This window comes from Streptomyces sp. S465, from assembly GCF_026898115.1.
Taxonomy (GTDB): domain Bacteria; phylum Actinomycetota; class Actinomycetes; order Streptomycetales; family Streptomycetaceae; genus Streptomyces; species Streptomyces luomodiensis.
Map to the genome: position 1 here is coordinate 4,065,909 of NZ_CP114036.1, position 19,109 is coordinate 4,085,017.

Consider the following 19,109-nt stretch of genomic DNA (forward strand, 5'->3'; position numbering starts at 1 on the left):
GGCCTCAGGACGCGGCGACCGGTGCCGCGGGCGGACCCGGGCTCGTCGGCGGGGCCGCGTCCCTCGGGGCCCCCGCGTCCCTCGGGGCCGAGTCCAGCCGGCGCACATCGCGGGCCGTCCCGGTGACCCCGGACAGGAAGCCCTGGGCGCGCGGGGAGGCGTCGCTGGTCAGCCAGGCGGGGTCCACGTCGCAGACCGCGACCTGGACGCCGGTGCCGGCGAGCGCGAGCGGCAGGGTGTGCACCACGGTCGAGGGGAAGCTCACGATCGTGTGGCCGATGGGGCCGCGCCGGGCTATCAGCTCCAGCGGCAGATCGGGCCGTACGATCTCCAGCCCCACCTCGCCCGCGACCCGGCTGAGCTTCTCGGCGCTCTCGCGGCGGTGCGCGAAGTAGCGGGTCGCGCCATGGGCGCGGGCCAGCGAGCCGACCGCCTCCAGATAGCGCTCCAGGTCCACCACACCCGTCTCGACCAGGGACGTGCCCACCAGATCGGTGCCGCCGGTGAGCCGGGGCGGGCCGAACCGGGCCCGGGTCCAGGCGAAGTCGTTGGCGGTGATCGTGACCCCGGTGGGCGGCTCGACCGGCATCGAGCTGAAGACCTCGACCCGACGCTTGTCGTCCGGGGTGAGCCGACGGCGCGCGGTCGCGGAGACGGGCGCGAACACCACGTCGCGCGCCCCCCGGCTGCCGCGCCGGTGCCAGCGCACCAGGGGCTCCCCCTTGGCCAGCTGGGAGATGAACTCCATGGTGGCCGTGCCGTCGTCCACCACGACCAGGTCCTGGGCGCGGGTGAGGGTCAGCAGCAGCTGGACATAGCGGGAGAACGGATCGCCTATCACGATCCGCGCGGCCCGGCGCAGCGGTCCGCGCAGTCCGCCGATGGTCTTGACCGGCGCGCCGGCCCCGCCGCGCGCCTCCTCCCAGCGCACGGTGAAGCCCTCGTCCCGGGCCAGCTCGGCCATCCGGCGCAGCTGGCCGCGGGTCATCGGATCGTGCGGGGAGAGCACCACCACGGTGAGGTCCTGGCACGCCGTGGGCCCCGGGCCCCCGGCGCGCTGGGCGTCGGCGTACGCCCACTCCAGCACGTTCAGCAGCTGGACCGGGCTCTCGACGAAGGCGAGCGTCGCGGGAGAGGTCGCGGGAGTGGCAGCGGAGACCATCGCACCGTCCAAAGGCAGGGCCCGGACGCGGCGGGCAGCCCCCGAGGAGTCAGGGGTGCCCGCCGCTTCCGGGCGAGGGCCGGGCTCACCGGCCGGTGGATTCACGGCAGAGTGCCTCAGACCGCGACCGGCTCGCGGTCGGCGGCCTCGGACTCGGCGACCACGCCGGCGACCCGGCGCAGCTTCTTCATCGGGCCGAGCTCGCTCTCGTAGACCTTCTTCACGCCGTCACCGAGCGACTCCTCGATGGTGCGGATGTCCCGCACCAGCCGCGTCAGACCCTGCGGCTCGACGGAGGCGGCCTGGTCCGAGCCCCACATGGCGCGGTCCAGGGTGATGTGGCGCTCCACGAAGGTGGCGCCGAGCGCGACGGCGGCCAGGGTGGTCTGGAGACCGGTCTCGTGGCCGGAGTAGCCGATCGGCACGTTCGGGTACTCGGCCTGCAGCGTGTTGATCACGCGGAGGTTGAGCTCCTCGGCCTTGGCCGGGTAGGTGGACGTGGCGTGGCACAGCAGGATGTTCTCGCTGCCCAGCACCTCCACCGCGTGGCGGATCTGCTTGGGGGTGGACATGCCCGTCGACAGGATGATCGTGCGGCCGGTGGCGCGCAGGGCGCGCAGCAGCTCGTCGTCGGTCAGCGAGGCGGAGGCCACCTTGTGGGCCGGGACGTCGAACTTCTCCAGGAAGGCGACGGCCTCGGTGTCCCACGGGGAGGCGAACCAGTCGATACCGCGCTTCTGGCAGTGCTCGGAGATGGCGCGGTACTCGTCCTCGCCGAACTCCACCCGGTGGCGGTAGTCGATGTAGGTCATCCGGCCCCAGGGGGTGTCACGCTCGATGTCCCACTGGTCGCGGGGGGTGCAGATCTCCGGGGTTCGCTTCTGGAACTTGACCGCGTCACAGCCGGCCTCGGCGGCGACGTCGATCAGCTTGAACGCGTTCTCCAGGTCGCCGTTGTGGTTGATGCCGATCTCACCGGTGACGTAGACCGGGTGGCCGGGTCCGGCGATCTTGTCACCGAGGGTGCGGAGGCGAGAGTTGGAGCTCACTTAAGACAGTTCCTTTCCGAGAATCCACGAGGCGATCTCGCGGATCGCGCCGTCCCCTCCGGGGGTGGAGGTGACCGCACGTGCGGCGCCGCGCACGACGTCGTGCGCACCTGCGACCGCCACGGGCCAGCCGACGAGGCCGAAGCACGGGAGGTCGTTGACGTCGTTGCCGACGTAGAGCACGCGCTCCGGCGCGATGCCCTGCTCCTCGCACCACTGCTTCAGTGCGAGATCTTTTCGGTCGATGCCGTGGAGCACGGGGACCTGGAGTTTGCGGGCCCGTGCGGCGACGACCGGGTTCTTTTCCGTGGACAGGATCAGCAGCGCCAGCTCAGCGCGGCGCAGGGCGGCGATCCCGAGCCCGTCGCCGCGGTGCACGGCCACGAGTTCGCGTCCTTCGGAGTCGATCAGCACCCTGTCGTCGGTCTGGGTGCCGTCGAAGTCCAGTACCACCGCGTCGATGTCGTCGCGGGTGGGGAGGGCGCCCGGCCGCTCGGCGTCGAGCAGCGGGGCGAGCGCGCGGGCGCGGGCCAGATCGTGCGGATCGTCGATCTCCAGCACCCGGGCGGGGTCAGTGCGCACCAGCTCGGTGCGGCCGAAGAAGCGGTGCCCGGCCGCGCGGAAGCCGCGGGCGTCCATCGCGTAGGCGGCGCCGGTCTCCAGGAAGTCCTGGGGGCGGTCCTGGCGGCGCGGGCGGTACGCCTTGTCGTGGTTGACCCCGTCGCCGCCGTCTTCCTGCGGGTTCTCGCCCTCGCGCCAGACGAAGCCGTGGAAGGGGGCCACGGTCAGGGCGGTGTCGGCGCCCTTCTCGGCGACCGCCGCGGCCACCCCGTCGATGTCCTCGCGGATGATGAACGGGCTGGTGCACTGCACCAGGAGCACCACGTCCACGGTGGTGCCGTGCGACGCCTCGTACGCGTCCATGGCGTGGATCACCGCGGCCTCGCTGGTGGCGGTGTCGCCCGCGATGGCGGTGGGCCGCTGCACGACCACGGCGCCCGCGGCGCGCGCCGCGGCGGCTATGCCGGCGTCGTCGGTGGAGACCACCACGTCCGTCACCAGTCTGCCGGCCCGGCACTCGGTGACGGCGCGGGCGACCAGCGGTACGCCTCCGACCGGGGCGAGGTTCTTGGCGGGGACGCCCTTCGACCCGCCACGGGCGGGGATCACGGCGAGCACGCATGGGCTCGAGGCGGGCATGGCGGCTCCTTCGGGGGTTGCAGAGGTGATCGAGGCGCGCACGGCCTCTCCTTCGTTCGCGCTCACGGCCGCCGGTGGGTTCGCGTCGCTCACAGCTCCCCCATCCGCCGGATGACCGGAGCCACGCGCTGCACGCCGTGGCGGTAGGCGCCGCGGGCCGCTTCCCGCATCGTGTTGCGCACCACCCGCCGCAACGCCCCGACCTGCGCCTGGTCCTCGGCGCCTGCCCCGGGGCGGGGCGAGCCGTCCGGTGCGAAGCCGTACCGGGCGAGCCGGCCGGGCAGATAGCCGGGCGCGGTGACCGGGGTGTAGAAGGGGGCGAGCGGCGGGAGGGTTTCCGCGGCGGCCAGTTCGGCGACCCGCTCCCGTGCGGCGTCGAACCAGGTCTCGTACGGCCCGTCGGCGGCGACGCCCTGGCGGCTGAGCCACTCGGCGTTCGGCTCGGGCAGATGTCCGGCGTCCAGCTGGTCCCAGGAGGCCAGGCAGCCGGAGCCGAGGAAGTGGTGGTTGCCGAGCGCCTCCCGGACCCCGAGGTCGGTGAGGACGGCGGTCGGTATGGAGCGGTGCAGCGACTCCAGGGCGGCCGTGGAGCTGACGGTGACCAGCAGGTCCGCGGTGTCCAGGACCTCGCCCATGTTCCCGTAGGCGAGCCGGAAGTTGGCGGGCAGGTCGTCGCCGAACTTGGCGATCAGCTTCTGGTAGGGAAGCTCTTCGATGTGCGTGGTGTGCTCACCGGGCTTGCTGCGCAGCTTGACCACGACCTCGCGGTCCGGGTGGCGGCGGGCGTGGTCCACGGCCCGGCGCAGCAGATAGGTGCGGTCGGCGCGGTTGTCCGGGACGGACGGCTGGACGGCGAAGACGACCGTGCCGCCGGTGTACTTCCGCCCCTGCCGCGCCTTCTCGTCGTAGCGGGCGCCGCCGAGGAAGGGCAGCGCGCATTCGACGACACTGTCCGCGTCGGCGCCGACGCCCCTGTAGACATCGCGGAAACGGTCGGCGTCATGGCGGGAGTTGGCCAGCACCACATCGGCGCCGTGGCGCAGCAGCAGACCGTCGGCCAGCTTCTCGTAGACGACGCCGACGTAGCCGGTGACGACCACGGGGCGGCGGGCGGCGCCCTGCCAGGCGTGCCGCAGTCCGTGCAGCATCGCCTGGACGGCGCCGCCGACCAGGGAGAGCACGATCACGTCGTAGCGCTCACGGTCCATCGCCCGGACGAATTCGACGCCCGTGACCTCGCGCAGCGCGTCGGCGCGCACTCCGACCTCGGTGAGCTGCCGGGCGGTCGGCGTGGCGCGGCCGCGCAGCAGGAAGCCGTCCAGGCGACGGCCCGAGGCGGCACCCGACGCGTCCGGTACGAGGCGATGCGCGGTGAGCGCGCCCCATTTCCACCGGGTGTCGGAGTCGGCGAGCACGGCTACTCGCACGGGGGGATGGGTACGTGAGGACACGTCGCAGACGCTAGGAAGCGTTGTCGATTCACGGCCCAACTCAGGCGCAACAAAGGGTTAACAGAACATCGACGGTTGGAGAATCGGCTGACCGGCGTGGCGGGTTAACCGTTCCGACGTCCTTCGTTCACCTTTACGTACACCCGTGGTCAAGACGAATGCCGACCGGAGACCTAGCGTCACCCGCGTGGTTAAGCTCTCCGTCATCGTGCCGTTCTACAACGTGCAGACATACGCCCCCGACACGCTCAGAAGTCTGCGCGCGAACGCGCGTGCGGACTTCGAATTCATTCTCGTCGACGACTGCGCCACCGACGGGACGCCGGAGATCCTGGAGCGGGCCGAACGCGATCTTCCGGGGGCCGTCTACGTACGGCACGAGAAGAACGGCGGGCTGGCCACCGCCCGGAACACCGGCCTGGACAAGGCCACCGGGGAGTACATCACCTTCCTCGACGGCGACGACTGGCTGGCGGCCGGGTACTACGAGCGGCTGCTCGCGGCCATCGAGGACCTGGGGTGCGACTTCGTCCGCGTCGACCACGTCCAGTGCACCGCCCGCGCCCGCCAGATCCACCGGGTGCCGCACGGCCGGCGCGATGTGGTCATGAACCCGCGGGACGCGATCCTGCCGGCCGACCGCTCCACCTCCGTGGACTACGCCTTCGCGTGGGCGGGCATGTACCACCGCCGGCTGCTGGACGACGGACTGCTGCACTTCACCGACGGGCTGCGGACCGCCGAGGACCGGCCCTGGATCTGGCGGCTGCACCGCGAGGCGCGCAGCTTCGCCGTACTCGGCCTGCACGGAGTGTTCTACCGGCGCGGGGTCGCCTCCTCGCTCACCCAGATCGGCGATGTCCGCCAGCTTGACTTCATTCGCGCATTCGACCAGGTCATCGAGGAAACCGCACGGGACCGCGACGCGGACGCCCTGCTGCCGAAGGCCGTCCGCACGTATTGCGCGATCATTTCCCACCACCTGGGCAACATCGAAAGATTCGAACCACAAGTGGCCCGCAAACTCCGTTCCATGTCGGCGGCGGCGATGAAACGCATGCCCCAGGACGTATTGAAGGACGCACTGGATTCCATGGACTACGAGCGCGCCGCACGGCTGCGGCGAGTCAAGCGCCGGCCCGCCGGGGCGGAGGTGGCGGCCTGATGTCCGCCTACACGCCCCTGGCGGAGCGCAAGCGCACCCAGATCTTCCTCGCCTCGACCCTCTACGGGGCGGCGACCCTCGCGGCCGCCATCGACGCGGGCAGCGTCGGCCCGGCCGACCGCCGGCTGCTGCTGATCAGCAACAACGCCGCGACACCGGAGACCACCCCGGCGGTCGACGAGATGCCCGGCTTCGAGCGGCTGCGCACCCGCTTCGACCGGGTGCTGTCCTGGAACGAGACCATCTCGCCGTTCCACCCCGGCGGCTGGGCCCCGCGCATGGACGACACCCCGCTGTGGGAGCGCCATCTGCGGCTGCTGTGGAACCTCGGCGACGACGAGATCGAGCTGGTCCTGGAGTCCATCCAGGTCAACCCGGCGATGGCGGTGGCCAACGTCTTCCAGGGCGCGCCCATCGACGTCTACGCGGACGGGCTGATGAGCTACGGCCCGACCCGTAACAAGCTGGACCCGCTGATCGGCACCCGCATCCGCCGGCTGCTCCACCTGGACCTGGTGCCGGGGCTGCGGCCACTGCTGCTGACCGAGTTCGGCGTGGCACCGGAGGTGCTGCCGACCGAGGTGTTCACCAAGGTGCTCACCGAGGTCGCGGACGCCGCCCCGCGCGGTGTCGCCTCCGCCAGTGAGCGGATCGCCGGCGGCGGCGGCCCGGCGCTGATGCTCGGTCAGTACCTGTCCGCGCTGGACATCCTCACCCCGCAGGAGGAGGAAGAGCTGCATGTGCGGATGTTGCGCGGCGCCGTGGCACTGGGCCACCGCACCGTCGTCTTCAAACCGCACCCCACCGCCCCGGCCCGCTGGTCGCGGATGCTGGAGAAGAAGGCCGCGGAGCTGGGCGCGGAACTGACCGTCATGGACACCCCGGTCCTCGCCGAGGTGCTGTACCAGCGGATGCGCCCGGCCCTGGTCATCGGCTGCTTCTCCACCGCGCTGCTCACCGCCGACGTCTTCTACGGCCTGCCGGTGGCCCGGATCGGCACCGAGGTGCTGCTGGAGCGGCTCACCCCGTACCAGAACAGCAACCGCATGCCGGTGACGATCGTGGACGCGCTGCTGCCCGACCTCGAGGACCACAAGGCGGTGACCGCCGCCCAGCCGGTCGACGAGCGGGCGGGCAAGCGGCTCGGCGGACTGGTCACCGCGGTCGGCTTCTGCATGCAGGCGAAGATCTACCCCGATCTGCGGCCCGCCGCCGAGCGCTATCTGGCCACCCATCTGGACGCCCACACCTGGCGCTACTTCAAGAAGCGCCGGCTGACCGCGCTCGCCCTGCCCGGCGCGGTCCCCTCCCAACTCGCGTTCATCCCGCGCAATGAGACGGTGCGCCGGGTGGCCCGCCGGGCCCGCGCCCTGAAGCGGGCCGCGCTGAAGCGGACGGTGACCGGATGAGCGCCCCGCCCGCCCCCGACGCGGGGCCGATACCGTCCGCGGCGGCGACGGCTCCCGCGCCGGCGCCGCCGCGCGCCCCCGACGACGCCCTGGAGAGATCCGCCGAGCAGACCGCCAAGGCGGCCGCACGCGGCGGCGGCCACCCGGTGCGGCTGCGGGCGCTGGACGGGCTGCGCCTGCTCGCCGCGCTCATGGTGGCCGCGTACCACTACGGCGGCCGCAGCGGCGAGATCAGCCAGGCCTGGGGCACCTCGCCCCGCGAGCAGTTCCCCACCCTCTCCGGCTACTTCGCCTACGGCTGCCTCGGCGTCCAGATCTTCTTCGTCATCAGCGGCTTCGTCATCTGCATGAGCGGATGGGGACGGCCGCTGCGCTCCTTCTTCGCCTCACGCGTCTCCCGCCTCTACCCCGCCTACTGGGTCGCGATCATCCTGGTCACCGCCGTCTTCGCGCTCCCCTGGGTCGCCTACGAGGCGGTCTCGCCCAGCGACGCGCTGGTCAACCTGACCATGCTCCAGCAGCCGCTCGGCGCGCACCGGGTGCTGGGCGTGTGCTGGACCCTGTGGGCGGAGCTGCGCTTCTACGCCCTCTTCGCGCTGTTCGTGGTCCTCCCGGGCGCCAGCCGGCACCGGGTGGTGCTGTTCTGCGCCGTCTGGACCCTGGGCGCGGCGTTCGCCGAGGCGGCGAACCTGCCGCTGCTGGACGTCGTCCTGATGCCCGAGTACGCCTCGTACTTCATCGGCGGCATGGGCATCTACCTGCTCCACCGCTTCGGCCACGACGCCCTGGCCTGGGGCATCGTCGGGATCAGCTTCCTGATCGGCCAGCACTACGCGATCGGCGAACTGTGGCACCCGGCGAACGTCAACGCCTTCTCCTACCGCTCGGCCACCGCCATCATCGCCATCGTCGCCTTCGGCTACGTGGCGGTCACGCTGATCGCGCTCGGCAAACTCAACTGGGCGAACTGGCGCTGGCTGACCCTGGCGGGCGCGCTGACCTACCCGTTCTACCTGGTCCACGAGCATCTGGGCTGGGTGGTCGTGGGAGTGCTCCACCGCAAGCTGGGCATCCCGTCCTACGGGACGTTCGCCCTGACCGTGCTGCTGATGCTGGCCCTGGCCTGGGTGCTCTACCGCTTCGTCGAACAGCGGCTCACCCCGGTGATCAAGCGCTCGCTGACCACGGTCCGGCTGTAAGGGGTCCGCTCGGCCACGGGCTCCCGCGCGGCGCGGGAGCCCGGTCCGGGCCCCGCGCCGGACGCGTGGCTCCGGACTCAGAGCCAGCGCGGCTCGTCGGCGCCCAGGCGGCCGGGCGGGCGGGCCCAGTCCGGCGGACCGTCCGGGGAACCGGTCGGGAGGCCGATCGGGGAGCGGGCGTAGCGCAGCTTTCCGAGGTCGGAGGCGGTCTCGGCCAGCCAGGGCGCCGGGTCGTGGGCGGGGCCGTCCGCGCGGCGCCCCAGGGGGGCGGGGGCGATGCCCCGCATGAGCCAGGACGCGGTGCCCGCGAGGGAGAGCCGCAGATGGCGCCCGCCGCCGGTCTCCTGGCGCTCGGTCAGCGCTCGCAGCACCGCCGCCGCCAGCAGATAGCCGGTGCCGTGGTCGAGCGCCTGGGCGGGCAGCGCGCCGGGCCGGCCGTCGGTACCGGCGTCGGTGTCCGCCTCGATCGCGGCGATCCCGGTCGCCGCCTGGACCAGGCTGTCGAAACCGCGCCGCCCGGCCCACGGTCCGGACCAGCCCCAGGCGCACAGCTGGGCGACGATCAGTCTGGGGTGGCGCTCCAGCACGGCGTCCGGGGCGAGGCCGAAGCGGTCCAGCGCACCCGGGCGGTAGCCGGTGACCACCACATCGGCGTCGGCGAGCAGCGCGTCGACGGTACGACGGCCCTCGGGCGCGGCGAGGTCGACGGCGGTGGAACGCTTGCCGAAACCGGTGTCGGCGTGGGCGTCGGGGTCCTCGGGCAGCCGTGGGGAGTCCACGCGCAGGACGTCCGCGCCCAGCAGGGCCAGGGTGCGGGTGGCCACTGGTCCGGCGATGACCCGCGTCAGGTCGAGGACCCGCACCCCGCTCGCGGGCCCGCTCCTGGGCCCGCTCGTGGGCAGTGGCGCCTCCCGGAGCGGGCGCGCGGCGCCCTCGCCGATCCGCCGGGACTCGATCAACGGCAGCCCGGCCAGCGGGATCGCGCTCTCACCGGGCCGCGCCACGGCAACGGCCAGTCCGCCCGCCGCGTAGACGGTCTCCTGGACCGCGCGGGCAGGGCGGGCCGCGAGCGCCGCCGCGAGATCGTCCGGCCCACTGTCGGCGGGCAGGCCGAGGGCGGTGAGCAGCCGGGCTCGGTGGTGCGGGTAGTTGGCGTGGGTGCGCACCCAGCCGTCGGCCGCGCGCCAGAAACCGGACAGCGGGGCGAAGTTGGTGGGCTTGCGGCCGTCGATGCGCAGATGCCGTTCGCTGACGAACGCCGTCGCGACGGCGCCCTCGTCGACCCATACCGCCGGAACCGCCCCACCGGAGCGCCGCGCGCCCAGTTCGGCGGCGGCCAGCGAGCACACGCCCACGGTGGCGCGGGCCAGCTCCGCCACGGGCAGCCGGGCGGGCAGTGCCCCACTCACCGGGCGGTACGCCACCCTCTCCAGCAGCGCCGGATCACCGCCGAGGGCGGTCCAGGCGTGGGTGGTGGCGGCGTCCGGTGGTGCGTCGCTCGTGTCGCTCCTCGTCATCCGCTCATTGTGCGCCGCGGCGCACTGACGCGGCGGCGAGGGCCCCGCCCCCTCCTCCTGGTCGGGGACGGAGGGGGCGGGGCCGGTGCGAGAGGGCGGCGGGCTTACGCGGCGCCTGCCCGGTGGCAGAGGCCGAGGGCCTCGTGCCCGAGAGCGTTGGACAACGTTGTCCGACGCTTGGCCGCCGGTAGGGTGCCACGGCCGCTCCGGCCTGCCAAGACACCCGGCGCCACAACTAGTGCTCCCGTCAGAACTCGTTGCCTGCGCTGGTTCTTCTCCGGTAGTGGCAGCGGCGGGCGGTTGCCTGGTGCTGTCTGCGCCGGGCCGGCCAGTTCAGCGGCCGGTCGGGGGTGTGGCCGTGTCAGGGAACCGGCGCGGTGGATGGTCTACGACGAGGAGTTGATGGAGGCGGGCGAGTGCGGAGAGGAGGGTGTCTCGCTCCTTGTCGTCCACCGCGGCCAGGGCGGTGGTCAGGGCATTGTCGGCGTGTGCGGCGCGGCGCTGTTCGCTGGCGGTGCGGATGGCCTCGGTGAGGTCGACCAGGGTTTTACGGCCGTCGGCGGGGTCGGCGGCGGTGGTCACCCAGTTTCGGCCGGCCAGGGACCGCACGCTGGTGGAGACGCGGCTTTGAGCGAGGCCGGTGCGCTTGGCGATGTCGCCTACGGCGCTGCGAGGGTGCAGGAAGAGGTCCTGGAGGACCAGGAACTCGCCGGGGGCGAGGTTGAGTGCGTGGGCGCCCATGCCTTCGAGGGCGATCTCCGCCAGGCGGCGGCCGAGTTGGTACAGCTCACTCATCTCCATCTCCATCTCTCCAAAATACATCTCCCAGTATCCATCTGAGCAGATACATCTTGACAGATCCATCTTTCCAAAGCATCTTGAGAGATGTAGATGGGCGGCAAGCCCGGACTCCACGAGAGAAGACACCATGAGCCTCAGCGACTACCTGCTCTACACCGGCGTGTTCATCGCGATCCTCGCCACGCAACTCGGCACCCAGCGCCCGGACGCCAGGCGGCTGCTGCTGCCCGTCGCGATCGTCGCGGGTGTCGGCTTCAAGTACGTCAAGGACATACCGTCCGGAAACACGGCCCATCTGATCGAGACGTCCGGACTCGTGCTCGGCCTGCTCTTCGGTCTCGCCTCGATCGCCCTGATCGAGGTCCGCCGCGACCCGGCCGACTCCCGCCTGGTCACCGTCGCGGGCTGGCCCTACGCCGCACTGTGGACGGCCGCGATGGCACTACGCATGGGCTTCGCCTACGGCTCCACCCACTGGTTCACCCACGCCCTGGCCTCGTTTTCCATGCAGCATCACGTCCCGGCCGCCACCTACGGCACCGCGTTCGTCCTCATGGTCCTGGCGATGATCACCGTCCGCACCGTCGGCGTCCTCATCCGCGCCCGCCTCGCGGGCGCCACCATCGACTTCGGCGCCCTGGGCATCGCACGCCGGCTCGCACGCTGAGCGTCCCATGGGGTGACCGCCTTCGCGGCAGGGGCAGGAGCAGGAACAGTCGCAGATGGAATTCGGCCGAATGCCCCGCACTGCGCGACATCACCGAGCTCAGCGACTCAGCATTGCCGACCCAACCGCGTGTTGCGAAGATGCCGAGGACCTCGATGCCCGCAGCGGCGTGGCCAGCCGCCCGCCGCGCACCCGACCCCCACGTCCCACGAGGACCAGGCAATCTCCCCGTGCCCGCCTCTTCCCCGATGTCGGCAGGTCGTCCCTGCCGGCCGTCGCCGCCGGCCAGGCGAGGCCACCGCTCATGTGACCGTTCAGGATTCCCGCGGCCCGTTGTCGCCATGGTGCGCGCTGCCATGATCTACAGAACTGGGACCGGCCGCAGCAGCACGCGCGTTACGTCCCACATGCGTGCAGTATCCACCCCGAGCTCATACAGCCGGGTTTGCACTGCCACGCCCTCGAGTCGAGCACGCCCTCGACGCTCTCCCCAGGCGCGGGTCCTGCACGACGGACGACAGTAGACGCGGCGCCGCCCTGTCGGAAGCTGACGCATCGGACCGCCGCACCATCCACACGGAGCGAACTGGCCTTCGAGGTCTTCCGGAGTGCGGTGGGGCTTCAGAGGGGCAGATCGTCAGGCAGGACATGAAACGCCTTGTGATGGCCGAGGGGACGTACAGCACGGAAGTCCCGGCGGTCCAGGGTGAGGATCGCGTCGGTGTCGTAGTCGGCTGCCAGGGCGACGTTCACCACGTCGGTGAGATCGGGATCGGAGGGTCTGAGCGATGCGTGCCTGCGGCTCTGGGCCATGTCTTCGACGCAGGGGCCTAACCGTGCAATCGGCGTCGCAGGAAGGTGTGCCAGGTCTGCTCGAAGGAGGCGGTCAGCGCTGCCTTGGGGGCGAAGCGGTCCCAGGCGTGGAAGGCGCCGGCGTAGACGTGCAGGTCGACTGGCACGCCTGCGGCGATCAGCTTCCGGGCGAAGTCGACGTTCTCGTCGCGGAAGACGTCGAACTGGGCGGCGGCGACGAAGGTGGGGGGCAGGCCGGCGAGGTCGGTGGCGCGGGCCGGGGCGCAGTACGGGTGCAGGTCGGGCGCGCCGGCCCGGTCGCCGAGGACGGCGGACCAGGCGTGCAGGTTCTGGTCGCGGTCGACGATGCCGAGGTCGAGGATCTCGTGGCTCGACTGGGTCTCGTTGCGGTCGTCGAGCATGGGGTAGCTCAGGGCCAGCAGACACGGCGCCGGGTAGTGGCGGTCGCGGGCCATCAGGGCGGTCGCGGCCGCGGGGGCGCCGCCGCCGCTCGCGCCGGCGAGGCCGATGCGGTCGGGCGCGATGCCGAGATGCGTGGCGTGCTCGCGTAGGTAGGTGTACGCCAGATATCCGTCCTCGGCGGCGCCGGGGGCCTCGGTCTCGGGGGCGAGGCGGTAGTCGACGGCGGCGAGCACGCAGTCGAGTGCCAGGGCGAGCGAGGCGTGGTAGGGCGCGTCTTCGTGCGCGCTTCCGAGCACTTGGCCGCCGGCGTGGAACCAGAGCAGTGCGGGCTTCGGACGGTCCTCGGCTTGCCGACCGGACGGACCGGATGTATTGGATGGACCAGACGTATCGGACGGGTCGGGCTGATCGGACGGACGGAACAGCACGATGTCGAGGAGGGACCCGTCGTCGCGCGCGATCTGCACGGTTTCAACGTTCACGCGCGGGTCGGCCAGATTCTGCGCATTGGAGTGCGCATCAGCCGGCGTTTCGGCGGCGCGCAGTCGGGCGCGCAGTGCGGGCACGTCGGAGAAGTCGAGCAGTGGCCCGTTCGCCGCCTGGATCATCGCCTCGACTATCGGGGCGAGCTCGGGGTCGAGTGCGTAGTCGGAGACCGCCATCGTCTTTCCTTTCGTCAGAACAGATCGGGCCGGCCGCTGCCGGCGTAGATCCCGCCGTCGACCGGTCGGAGGGAGTAGCCGGGCAGGACCCGGCGCGGGTTGAACTTCTCGACCAGGCCCTGGGGCCCGGGGTGGCCCCGGTGCTCCGGGTCGCTGATGAGAGAGGTGTGACGGTGTTGACGCGGATCCTGTGCGGGCCGAGGTCGAAGGCGAGACCGCGGGTGAAGTCCACTACCGCGCCTCGGCCGCGTTGGACGCGGGCCGCGGAGCTGTTCACCGCGGGGCGCTCGACCGGGCAGGTGGCGCGGGAGCTTCGGGTGACGGCCGTGTCGGTGGGCCGGTGGCGGCGGGCCTGGGAGACGGGCGGTGCCGATGCGCTGGTCTCCATGATGAGGATGGTCGATCGACCATCCTCATCAGCCTGGACAACGACGTACTCGACCCCGTGATCGTCACCGGCTGCCATGCCGGCCGCACCCACAAGCTCACTTCCGGCCAGAAGAACGCCAACCGCGTCATCGCTGTCGGGCGGGCACCGGTCGAGCACGGCTTCGCCCACCTCAAGAACTGGCGGGTCCTCACCAAGCTCCGTACCGACCCTGCCCGCGCCACCTGCCTCCTGCGTGCCCTGCTCGTCCTGACGAACCTCGAAGTCCATCGCTGACGGATCTGCTCAGCAGATAGGCACCCACGACAACTCCCCTGGAACCGGTGTGCGTCAGGACTGAATGTTCTCCAGGTCCTGGAGGAGGCTGGGGTGGGTCGGGTGCCACCCGAGGGCCTCGCGGGTGTGGGTGCTGGACGCCGGCTGGTCCATGGCGAAGATCGGGCCGAACGGGCCGAAGTTCTCCTGCGGGACCTCCTGGACCGGCAGGCCCAGTCGCCGGCCGATGACCGTCGCGATGTCCAGCACCGCGTCGCCTTCGTCGCCGACGGCATGCCAGGCCGTCCCCGCCGGTGCGGACTCAAGGACCAGACGGAACAGGACCGCTGCGTCGAGCGCGTGCACGGCCGGCCAGCGCTGGCTGCCGTCGCCCGGGTAGCCGGCCACCCCAGTGCGGCGCGCGTGATCGGTCAACAGGCCGGCGAATCCGCCCCTGCCCTCGTTGTGGACTGTGCGCGGCATGCGGACAGCCGTGCTGCGCACACCGCGCGAGGCGAGGTCCAGCAGTGCGTTGACCGAACGGCCCCGACCGCCTACTGGTCCGTCGGTCGGTAGCGGATCGGCCTCGGTGGAGGCGCGTCCCGGTACCCAGGGTGTGCCGGAGACCGTGACGATCGGGCGGTCGCTTCCGATGAGTTCCTGCCCCAGCGTGGTGAGAGCCGCGCTCTCCTCGGCGATGGCCTGGGCGAGCGCGTCCGGACTGCTGTAGTCGCGTCCGAACGCCAGACTGATCACGCCGTCGCACTGCGCCGCGCCGGACCGCAGGGCGTCGAGGTCGGCCAGGTCTCCTCGCAGCACCTTGGCGCCAGCGCTCTCAAGGGCCTGTGCGGAGCCGTCCGAGCGAGCCAGCGCGAGAACGGTGTGGCCGTTGCCGAGCAGTTCGGCGACGACGGCGGAGCCGATGGTGCCGGTACCGCCGGTGACGAAGACATGCATGAGCTCTCCCAGAAAGTGATGAGACTGTTGTCCCATCACTGACTCTACATGGTGATGGGACAGGTGTCCCATCACCTATCCTGGTCTCATGGCTAGATGGCAACCAGGGGCAGCCCAGCGGCTCGTCGTCGCGGCAGTCGACCTGTTCACCGAGCAGGGGTACGACGCCACCACGGTGACGCAGATCGCCGAGCGCGCCGGCGTCACCAAGAGCACCTTCTTCCGGTACTTCTCCGACAAGCGCGAGCTGCTGGTCGCCGGCCAGGAAACGCTCAGCAGGCTGCTCGCCGACGGCATCACCGAGGCCCCTGCGAGCGCCAGCCCGCTCCAGGCGGTGGCAGCCGGTCTGGAGCGCGCGTCGAGCGCCATGGGACCAGCGAACCGCGAACTCGGCCCGCGCCTCAAAGCAGCCGTGGCAGCCAGCACCGAACTCCAAGAGCGCGACGCCCTCAAGAGCGTCGGACTCGCGGCCGCCATGACAGCCGCGCTCATCGCCCGCGGCGTCCCCGAGCCGACCGCGCACCTCGCGGGCGAGCTGGGAGTCCTCGCGTTCAAGCGGGGCTACGCCCAGTGGTCCGAAGGCGATCGTGATGACACAGAAGGGCTCGCGCCATATGCACTGGCAGCCCTGGAAGACCTGCGTGCGGCAACCGCATCGCTGGGCTGATCGATGCCGCCCGGCCGGCGCCGGCCGGGCCCTGTCGGCGCCACGGGCACCGCGCCCGTCGACCGCCTCCGAGACACCTTGCTCGTCATGACAAACCTCGGAGCCGATCGCTGACAGATGACCGGACGGCATCCGAACCGCCCACCAGCCGCGGTGATCAGCTTGCCGACGTCGTCGGCGATCCCGGGGATCGTCCTGGCCGAGGGCATGCGCGACGACCTGGGCGGTGGTCACGGGCCGCCATGTCAGCCACCAGTTCGCGTACGGCCGGCCGTCGGATGTGCTGGGCCGCGCAGCCTTCGGCCACGCGCAGGACCCGGTACCCGCTCTCTGCCACCGTGAACCGGACGGTGCCTGATGGTGTCGTTTCCGCGTCCCGCGACGACAGCCAGGGACGCGTGAGCGAGCATCACCAAGGCGATGTGCCGGCACCAGCCCGGATAGCGGCGGACTCGTGCTGATTGAGACCGCACTCGTTCTTGGCCGCCTGGGAAGCCTCCTCGATCGCCCAGCGTGATTTCTGGCTGGAGTACCAGGGACCCCCTACCGCGCGGCCTCCGGGGCCAAGGTCGCCTCGATGCCCGCCACGATGGCGCGCAGGCCCTCCTCGAAGCGCTCCTCGTAGCCCTGGAACAGGTCCGCGCTCACCGCCGCCGCCAGCGAATACCCCTCGGCGGCCATGCGTGCCTCACGCTCGGCGACCTCGTAACCGGACATCCGTTCGCCCGGCCTGGGCTCGACCGACTGCTCCTCGATCACGAAGCCGAGCGTGAAGCTGAACGCGATGAACGTGGCGCGGGCGGCGGCGCCCGGGTCGAAGCCCGCCGCGACGAAGGCGCGCAGATGGTCCTCCTGTGACGCGGCGTGGTCGGTTCCGGTGAACCGGCTGCCGCTGAAGACCTTCGCGCCGTCGCGGTAGCCGAGCAGCGCCCGGCGCAGACCGCGCTGGACCTCGATGAGCCGCTCCTGCCAGGTCAGGGCGTCGAGATCGGCATGCGACTCGACCATGCTCCGGAACATGGCGGTGCTCATCTCGTCGAGCAGCGCCTGTTTGTTCTTGAAGTGCCAGTACAGGGCGGGGGCCTGGACGTTCAGCTCCTTGGCGATGCGGCGCAGGGTGAGCCCTTCGAGGCCCACGTCGTTCAGCAGCCGCAGGGCGGTGTCCACCACGAGGGTCCGGTCGAGTCGCGTCGTCGCCATCCGGCCATTCTCCCTGCTCGCGCAAGCCTCCTTGACAATTTAACGCCGTTAAGTGCACGCTCTCCCCATGGAACTTAACAACGTTAAGGACGCGGACGTGCTGATCGTCGGGGCCGGTCCGGCCGGACTCACCCTCGCCGTCGACCTGGCCCGGCGCGGGGTGCGGGCCCGGGTCGTCGAGCGCGGCGAGGGCCTGTTCCCGGGCTCGCGCGGCAAGGGCATCCAGCCCCGTAGCCGGGAGGTCTTCGACGACCTCGGCGTCGGCGACGCGATACGGGACGCGGGCGGTCCGTACCCGCCGATGATGAAGTGGGAGGACGAGCGGCGGCTCGGCGCCTTCGAGATGATGGAGCGGATCGAGCCCGCGCCGGACCGGCCGTACCACGAGGCGTGGATGCTGCCGCAGTGGCGGACCGCGGAGATCCTGCACGCGCGGCTGACGGAGCTGGGCGGCCGCGTCGAATTCGGCACCGCGCTCACCGGCCTGGAGCAGGACGAGGACGGTGTCACGGCGCACCTCGGCCACGCCGACGGCTCGGCCGGGACCGCGCGCGCCGCCTACCTCGTGGCGGCCGACGGCGGCCGCAGCACCGTCCGGAAGGCGCTCGGCATCGGCATGACCGGCGAGACGGTCGACCCGGCGCCGTCGGTGGTCGCGGACGTGGTGATCGACGGCGCGGAGCGGGGCCTGGACCGCGACCACTGGCACGTGTGGTGGCACGCGAAGGGCGGCGGCATCGCGCTGTGCCCGCTCGCCGGGACCGACCACTTCCAGGTCGTCGCGCAGTACGACGACCCGGACGCCGTTCCCGACGCCTCCCCCGAGGCGGTGCGACAGCTGATCGCCGACCGCACCGTCCTCGCCGCCTCCGATGTGCGCGAGGTGCGGTGGGCCTCGGTGTTCACCCCGCGCGCGGCGATGGCGGACCGCTTCCGCGCGGGCCGGGTGTTCCTGGTCGGCGATGCCGCGCACATCCATTCCCCGGCGGGCGGCCAGGGCCTGAACACCAGCGTGCAGGACGCGTACAACCTCGGCTGGAAGCTCGGGCAGGTGCTGCGGTACGGCGCGGACCCGGCGCTGCTCGACAGCTACGAGGCCGAGCGGCTGCCGGTCGCGGCGGGGGTGCTCGGCATCAGCACCCGCATCCACCGGGCGCACCGGGCGGGCGACGCCAAGGGGGGACGGCGCGCGGAGGAGGTCCACCAGCTGGAGCTCTCCTACCGGGACGGGCCGCTCGCCGTGGACGACCGCGGCCGGCCGGGCCCGGTGGGAGCCGGCGACCGGGCCCCGGACGCGCCGTGCGCCCTGCCCGACGGGACGCCCGTCCGGCTCTTCGACGTCCTGCGCGGGCCGCAGTTCACCCTGCTGGTCCTCGGTGACGCGGAACCGCCCGCGCCGGACGCCGACTTCGGCGGCCTCGCCACGGCGCTGGGCGCGGCCGGATGCCTGCGCACCGTCAGGGTCGGCGGCCCGGACCCCGACCTCCTCGACCCGGACGGCCACGTGGCCACCGGCTACGGCCCCGGCCCCGCGCTCTTCCTCATCCGCCCGGACGGCCACGTCTGCTGGGCGGCGGACACCGCACGGACGCGAAGGCGCTCCGCGCTCGCCCACTGAGCGCTGTCCGTCTCAGGCCGCCCGGCCACCACGTCCGCCGTGGGCCGGGCACATCGCGGGGCGCCGGGTCCCGCCCGTATCCGCCGAGGCGCACCCCGGATGCGGGCGGGGCGACGCGCACGCCCCACCCGCCCGCGCGTCCAGCCCCAAAGACACCTCGCGCGCGGGCGGACCGGGATGACGCGGCTGAGCGGCGTCCAACGGAACGTCAGGCGACGCGCAGCGGGACGGCAGGCGGAATCCGCCAGGACCGTGAGCGGAACCCGGCGGGACGGCAGGCGGACCCGGTAGCGGGACCACGGGCACAGCCCAGGGGCCACGAGCGAAACCCACGGACCACGAGCGAAACCCAGCAGCACCGTCCCCGAAGTCCGGCGGGACGGCAGGCGGACCCGGTAGCGGGACCACGGGCACAGCCCAGGGGCCACGAGCGAAACCCACGGACCACGAGCGAAACCCAGCAGCACCGTGCCCGAAGTCCAGCAGGACCTCGGGCACACCCACGGACCACGAGCGAAACCCAGGGA

Annotated in this window: 16 protein-coding genes and 3 pseudogenes; 7 read left to right on the top strand and 12 right to left on the bottom strand. The window is 72.0% G+C overall.

From position 1 onward, the window contains the following. Positions 1-4 precede the first annotated feature (4 nt). The 4 genes from N6H00_RS17125 to N6H00_RS17140 all read right to left on the bottom strand — a co-directional run bounded on the left by N6H00_RS17125 (position 5) and on the right by N6H00_RS17140 (position 4,826). Entirely contained in the window at positions 5-1,267 is a 1,263-nt protein-coding gene (locus tag N6H00_RS17125; protein WP_443072969.1) for a hypothetical protein, read from the bottom strand. 11 nt (positions 1,268-1,278) lie between these two features. Further along, the gene (locus N6H00_RS17130) at positions 1,279-2,211 is read right to left on the bottom strand and encodes an N-acetylneuraminate synthase family protein (protein WP_268972604.1); all 933 of its coding nucleotides are present in this window, start codon (positions 2,209-2,211) and stop codon (positions 1,279-1,281) included. Then, positions 2,212-3,411: an acylneuraminate cytidylyltransferase gene (locus N6H00_RS17135; protein WP_268972605.1), complete on the bottom strand. Its 1,200-nt coding sequence runs from the start codon at positions 3,409-3,411 to the stop codon at positions 2,212-2,214. A gap of 89 nt (positions 3,412-3,500) precedes the next feature. Continuing rightward, the gene (locus N6H00_RS17140) at positions 3,501-4,826 is read right to left on the bottom strand and encodes a DUF6716 putative glycosyltransferase (protein WP_268977010.1); all 1,326 of its coding nucleotides are present in this window, start codon (positions 4,824-4,826) and stop codon (positions 3,501-3,503) included. A 223-nt stretch (positions 4,827-5,049) separates the two neighbouring features. Between N6H00_RS17140 and N6H00_RS17145 the strand changes: the two genes are divergently transcribed. From N6H00_RS17145 to N6H00_RS17155, 3 genes are read left to right on the top strand one after another with little or no spacing between them, the layout of a single operon-like run. Then, the gene (locus tag N6H00_RS17145) at positions 5,050-6,027 is read left to right on the top strand and encodes a glycosyltransferase family 2 protein (RefSeq protein ID WP_268972606.1); all 978 of its coding nucleotides are present in this window, start codon (positions 5,050-5,052) and stop codon (positions 6,025-6,027) included. Further along, on the top strand, positions 6,027-7,436 hold the full coding sequence (locus N6H00_RS17150) for a polysialyltransferase family glycosyltransferase (RefSeq protein ID WP_268972607.1): 1,410 nt from the start codon (positions 6,027-6,029) through the stop codon (positions 7,434-7,436). The genes N6H00_RS17145 and N6H00_RS17150 overlap by 1 nt, the downstream gene beginning before the upstream one ends. Beyond that, positions 7,433-8,635 (top strand): acyltransferase family protein, encoded by a 1,203-nt coding sequence (locus tag N6H00_RS17155; RefSeq protein WP_268972608.1) that lies wholly within the window; start codon positions 7,433-7,435, stop codon positions 8,633-8,635. The genes N6H00_RS17150 and N6H00_RS17155 overlap by 4 nt, the downstream gene beginning before the upstream one ends. A gap of 77 nt (positions 8,636-8,712) precedes the next feature. On the opposite strand, the gene N6H00_RS17160 is transcribed toward N6H00_RS17155, so the two are convergent. Both N6H00_RS17160 and N6H00_RS17165 read right to left on the bottom strand, forming a co-directional pair. Further along, the gene (locus N6H00_RS17160) at positions 8,713-10,152 is read right to left on the bottom strand and encodes a CoA transferase (RefSeq protein ID WP_268972609.1); all 1,440 of its coding nucleotides are present in this window, start codon (positions 10,150-10,152) and stop codon (positions 8,713-8,715) included. Between the two features lie 333 nt (positions 10,153-10,485). After that, positions 10,486-10,947: a MarR family winged helix-turn-helix transcriptional regulator gene (locus N6H00_RS17165; protein ID WP_268972610.1), complete on the bottom strand. Its 462-nt coding sequence runs from the start codon at positions 10,945-10,947 to the stop codon at positions 10,486-10,488. A 133-nt stretch (positions 10,948-11,080) separates the two neighbouring features. Here N6H00_RS17165 and N6H00_RS17170 point away from each other — a divergent pair, with 133 nt between their 5' ends. Then, complete coding sequence (locus N6H00_RS17170) at positions 11,081-11,620, top strand: hypothetical protein (protein ID WP_268972611.1); 540 nt, start codon at positions 11,081-11,083, stop codon at positions 11,618-11,620. 621 nt (positions 11,621-12,241) lie between these two features. Here the strand turns inward: N6H00_RS17170 and N6H00_RS17175 are convergent. Together N6H00_RS17175 and N6H00_RS17180 are read right to left on the bottom strand one after the other, a co-directional pair. Further along, a pseudogene (locus N6H00_RS17175) lies at positions 12,242-12,430 on the bottom strand (VapC toxin family PIN domain ribonuclease); the annotation flags it as partial. Positions 12,431-12,450: 20 nt separating this feature from the next. After that, complete coding sequence (locus tag N6H00_RS17180) at positions 12,451-13,497, bottom strand: alpha/beta hydrolase fold domain-containing protein (protein ID WP_268972612.1); 1,047 nt, start codon at positions 13,495-13,497, stop codon at positions 12,451-12,453. Between the two features lie 190 nt (positions 13,498-13,687). On the opposite strand from N6H00_RS17180, the gene N6H00_RS17185 reads away from it, so the two are divergent. Then, positions 13,688-14,161: a transposase family protein gene (locus N6H00_RS17185; RefSeq protein WP_268972613.1), complete on the top strand. Its 474-nt coding sequence runs from the start codon at positions 13,688-13,690 to the stop codon at positions 14,159-14,161. Positions 14,162-14,215: 54 nt separating this feature from the next. Here N6H00_RS17185 and N6H00_RS17190 read toward each other — a convergent pair whose 3' ends face one another. Next, a complete protein-coding gene (locus N6H00_RS17190; RefSeq protein ID WP_268972615.1) occupies positions 14,216-15,097 on the bottom strand; it encodes an SDR family oxidoreductase in 882 nt (293 codons plus the stop codon). 88 nt (positions 15,098-15,185) lie between these two features. Here N6H00_RS17190 and N6H00_RS17195 point away from each other — a divergent pair, with 88 nt between their 5' ends. Further along, complete coding sequence (locus N6H00_RS17195) at positions 15,186-15,764, top strand: TetR/AcrR family transcriptional regulator (protein WP_268972616.1); 579 nt, start codon at positions 15,186-15,188, stop codon at positions 15,762-15,764. Between the two features lie 157 nt (positions 15,765-15,921). On the opposite strand, the pseudogene N6H00_RS17200 reads toward N6H00_RS17195, so the two are convergent. The 3 genes and pseudogenes from N6H00_RS17200 to N6H00_RS17210 all read right to left on the bottom strand — a co-directional run. Further along, a pseudogene (locus N6H00_RS17200) lies at positions 15,922-16,089 on the bottom strand (helix-turn-helix domain-containing protein); the annotation flags it as partial. Beyond that, positions 16,010-16,281 (bottom strand): annotated as a pseudogene (locus N6H00_RS40530) (IS701 family transposase); the annotation flags it as partial. The pseudogenes N6H00_RS40530 and N6H00_RS17200, both read right to left, overlap by 80 nt. 26 nt (positions 16,282-16,307) lie before the next feature. After that, on the bottom strand, positions 16,308-16,964 hold the full coding sequence (locus tag N6H00_RS17210) for a TetR/AcrR family transcriptional regulator C-terminal domain-containing protein (RefSeq protein WP_268972617.1): 657 nt from the start codon (positions 16,962-16,964) through the stop codon (positions 16,308-16,310). A gap of 67 nt (positions 16,965-17,031) precedes the next feature. On the opposite strand from N6H00_RS17210, the gene N6H00_RS17215 reads away from it, so the two are divergent. Beyond that, the gene (locus tag N6H00_RS17215) at positions 17,032-18,582 is read left to right on the top strand and encodes an FAD-dependent oxidoreductase (RefSeq protein ID WP_268972618.1); all 1,551 of its coding nucleotides are present in this window, start codon (positions 17,032-17,034) and stop codon (positions 18,580-18,582) included. Positions 18,583-19,109: the final 527 nt, after the last annotated feature.

Excerpts from the sequence above, each read along its gene's own strand:
- N6H00_RS17170 (WP_268972611.1), top strand. The coding sequence starts at position 11,081 with ATGAGCCTCAGCGACTACCTGCTCTACACCGGCGTGTTCATCGCGATC.
- N6H00_RS17150 (WP_268972607.1), top strand. The coding sequence starts at position 6,027 with ATGTCCGCCTACACGCCCCTGGCGGAGCGCAAGCGCACCCAGATCTTC.
- N6H00_RS17210 (WP_268972617.1), bottom strand. The coding sequence starts at position 16,964 with ATGGCGACGACGCGACTCGACCGGACCCTCGTGGTGGACACCGCCCTG.
- N6H00_RS17165 (WP_268972610.1), bottom strand. The coding sequence starts at position 10,947 with ATGAGTGAGCTGTACCAACTCGGCCGCCGCCTGGCGGAGATCGCCCTC.
- N6H00_RS17195 (WP_268972616.1), top strand. The coding sequence starts at position 15,186 with ATGGCTAGATGGCAACCAGGGGCAGCCCAGCGGCTCGTCGTCGCGGCA.
- N6H00_RS17160 (WP_268972609.1), bottom strand. The coding sequence starts at position 10,152 with ATGACGAGGAGCGACACGAGCGACGCACCACCGGACGCCGCCACCACC.
- N6H00_RS17190 (WP_268972615.1), bottom strand. The coding sequence starts at position 15,097 with ATGCATGTCTTCGTCACCGGCGGTACCGGCACCATCGGCTCCGCCGTC.
- N6H00_RS17135 (WP_268972605.1), bottom strand. The coding sequence starts at position 3,411 with ATGCCCGCCTCGAGCCCATGCGTGCTCGCCGTGATCCCCGCCCGTGGC.
- N6H00_RS17155 (WP_268972608.1), top strand. The coding sequence starts at position 7,433 with ATGAGCGCCCCGCCCGCCCCCGACGCGGGGCCGATACCGTCCGCGGCG.
- N6H00_RS17180 (WP_268972612.1), bottom strand. The coding sequence starts at position 13,497 with ATGGCGGTCTCCGACTACGCACTCGACCCCGAGCTCGCCCCGATAGTC.
- N6H00_RS17215 (WP_268972618.1), top strand. The coding sequence starts at position 17,032 with ATGGAACTTAACAACGTTAAGGACGCGGACGTGCTGATCGTCGGGGCC.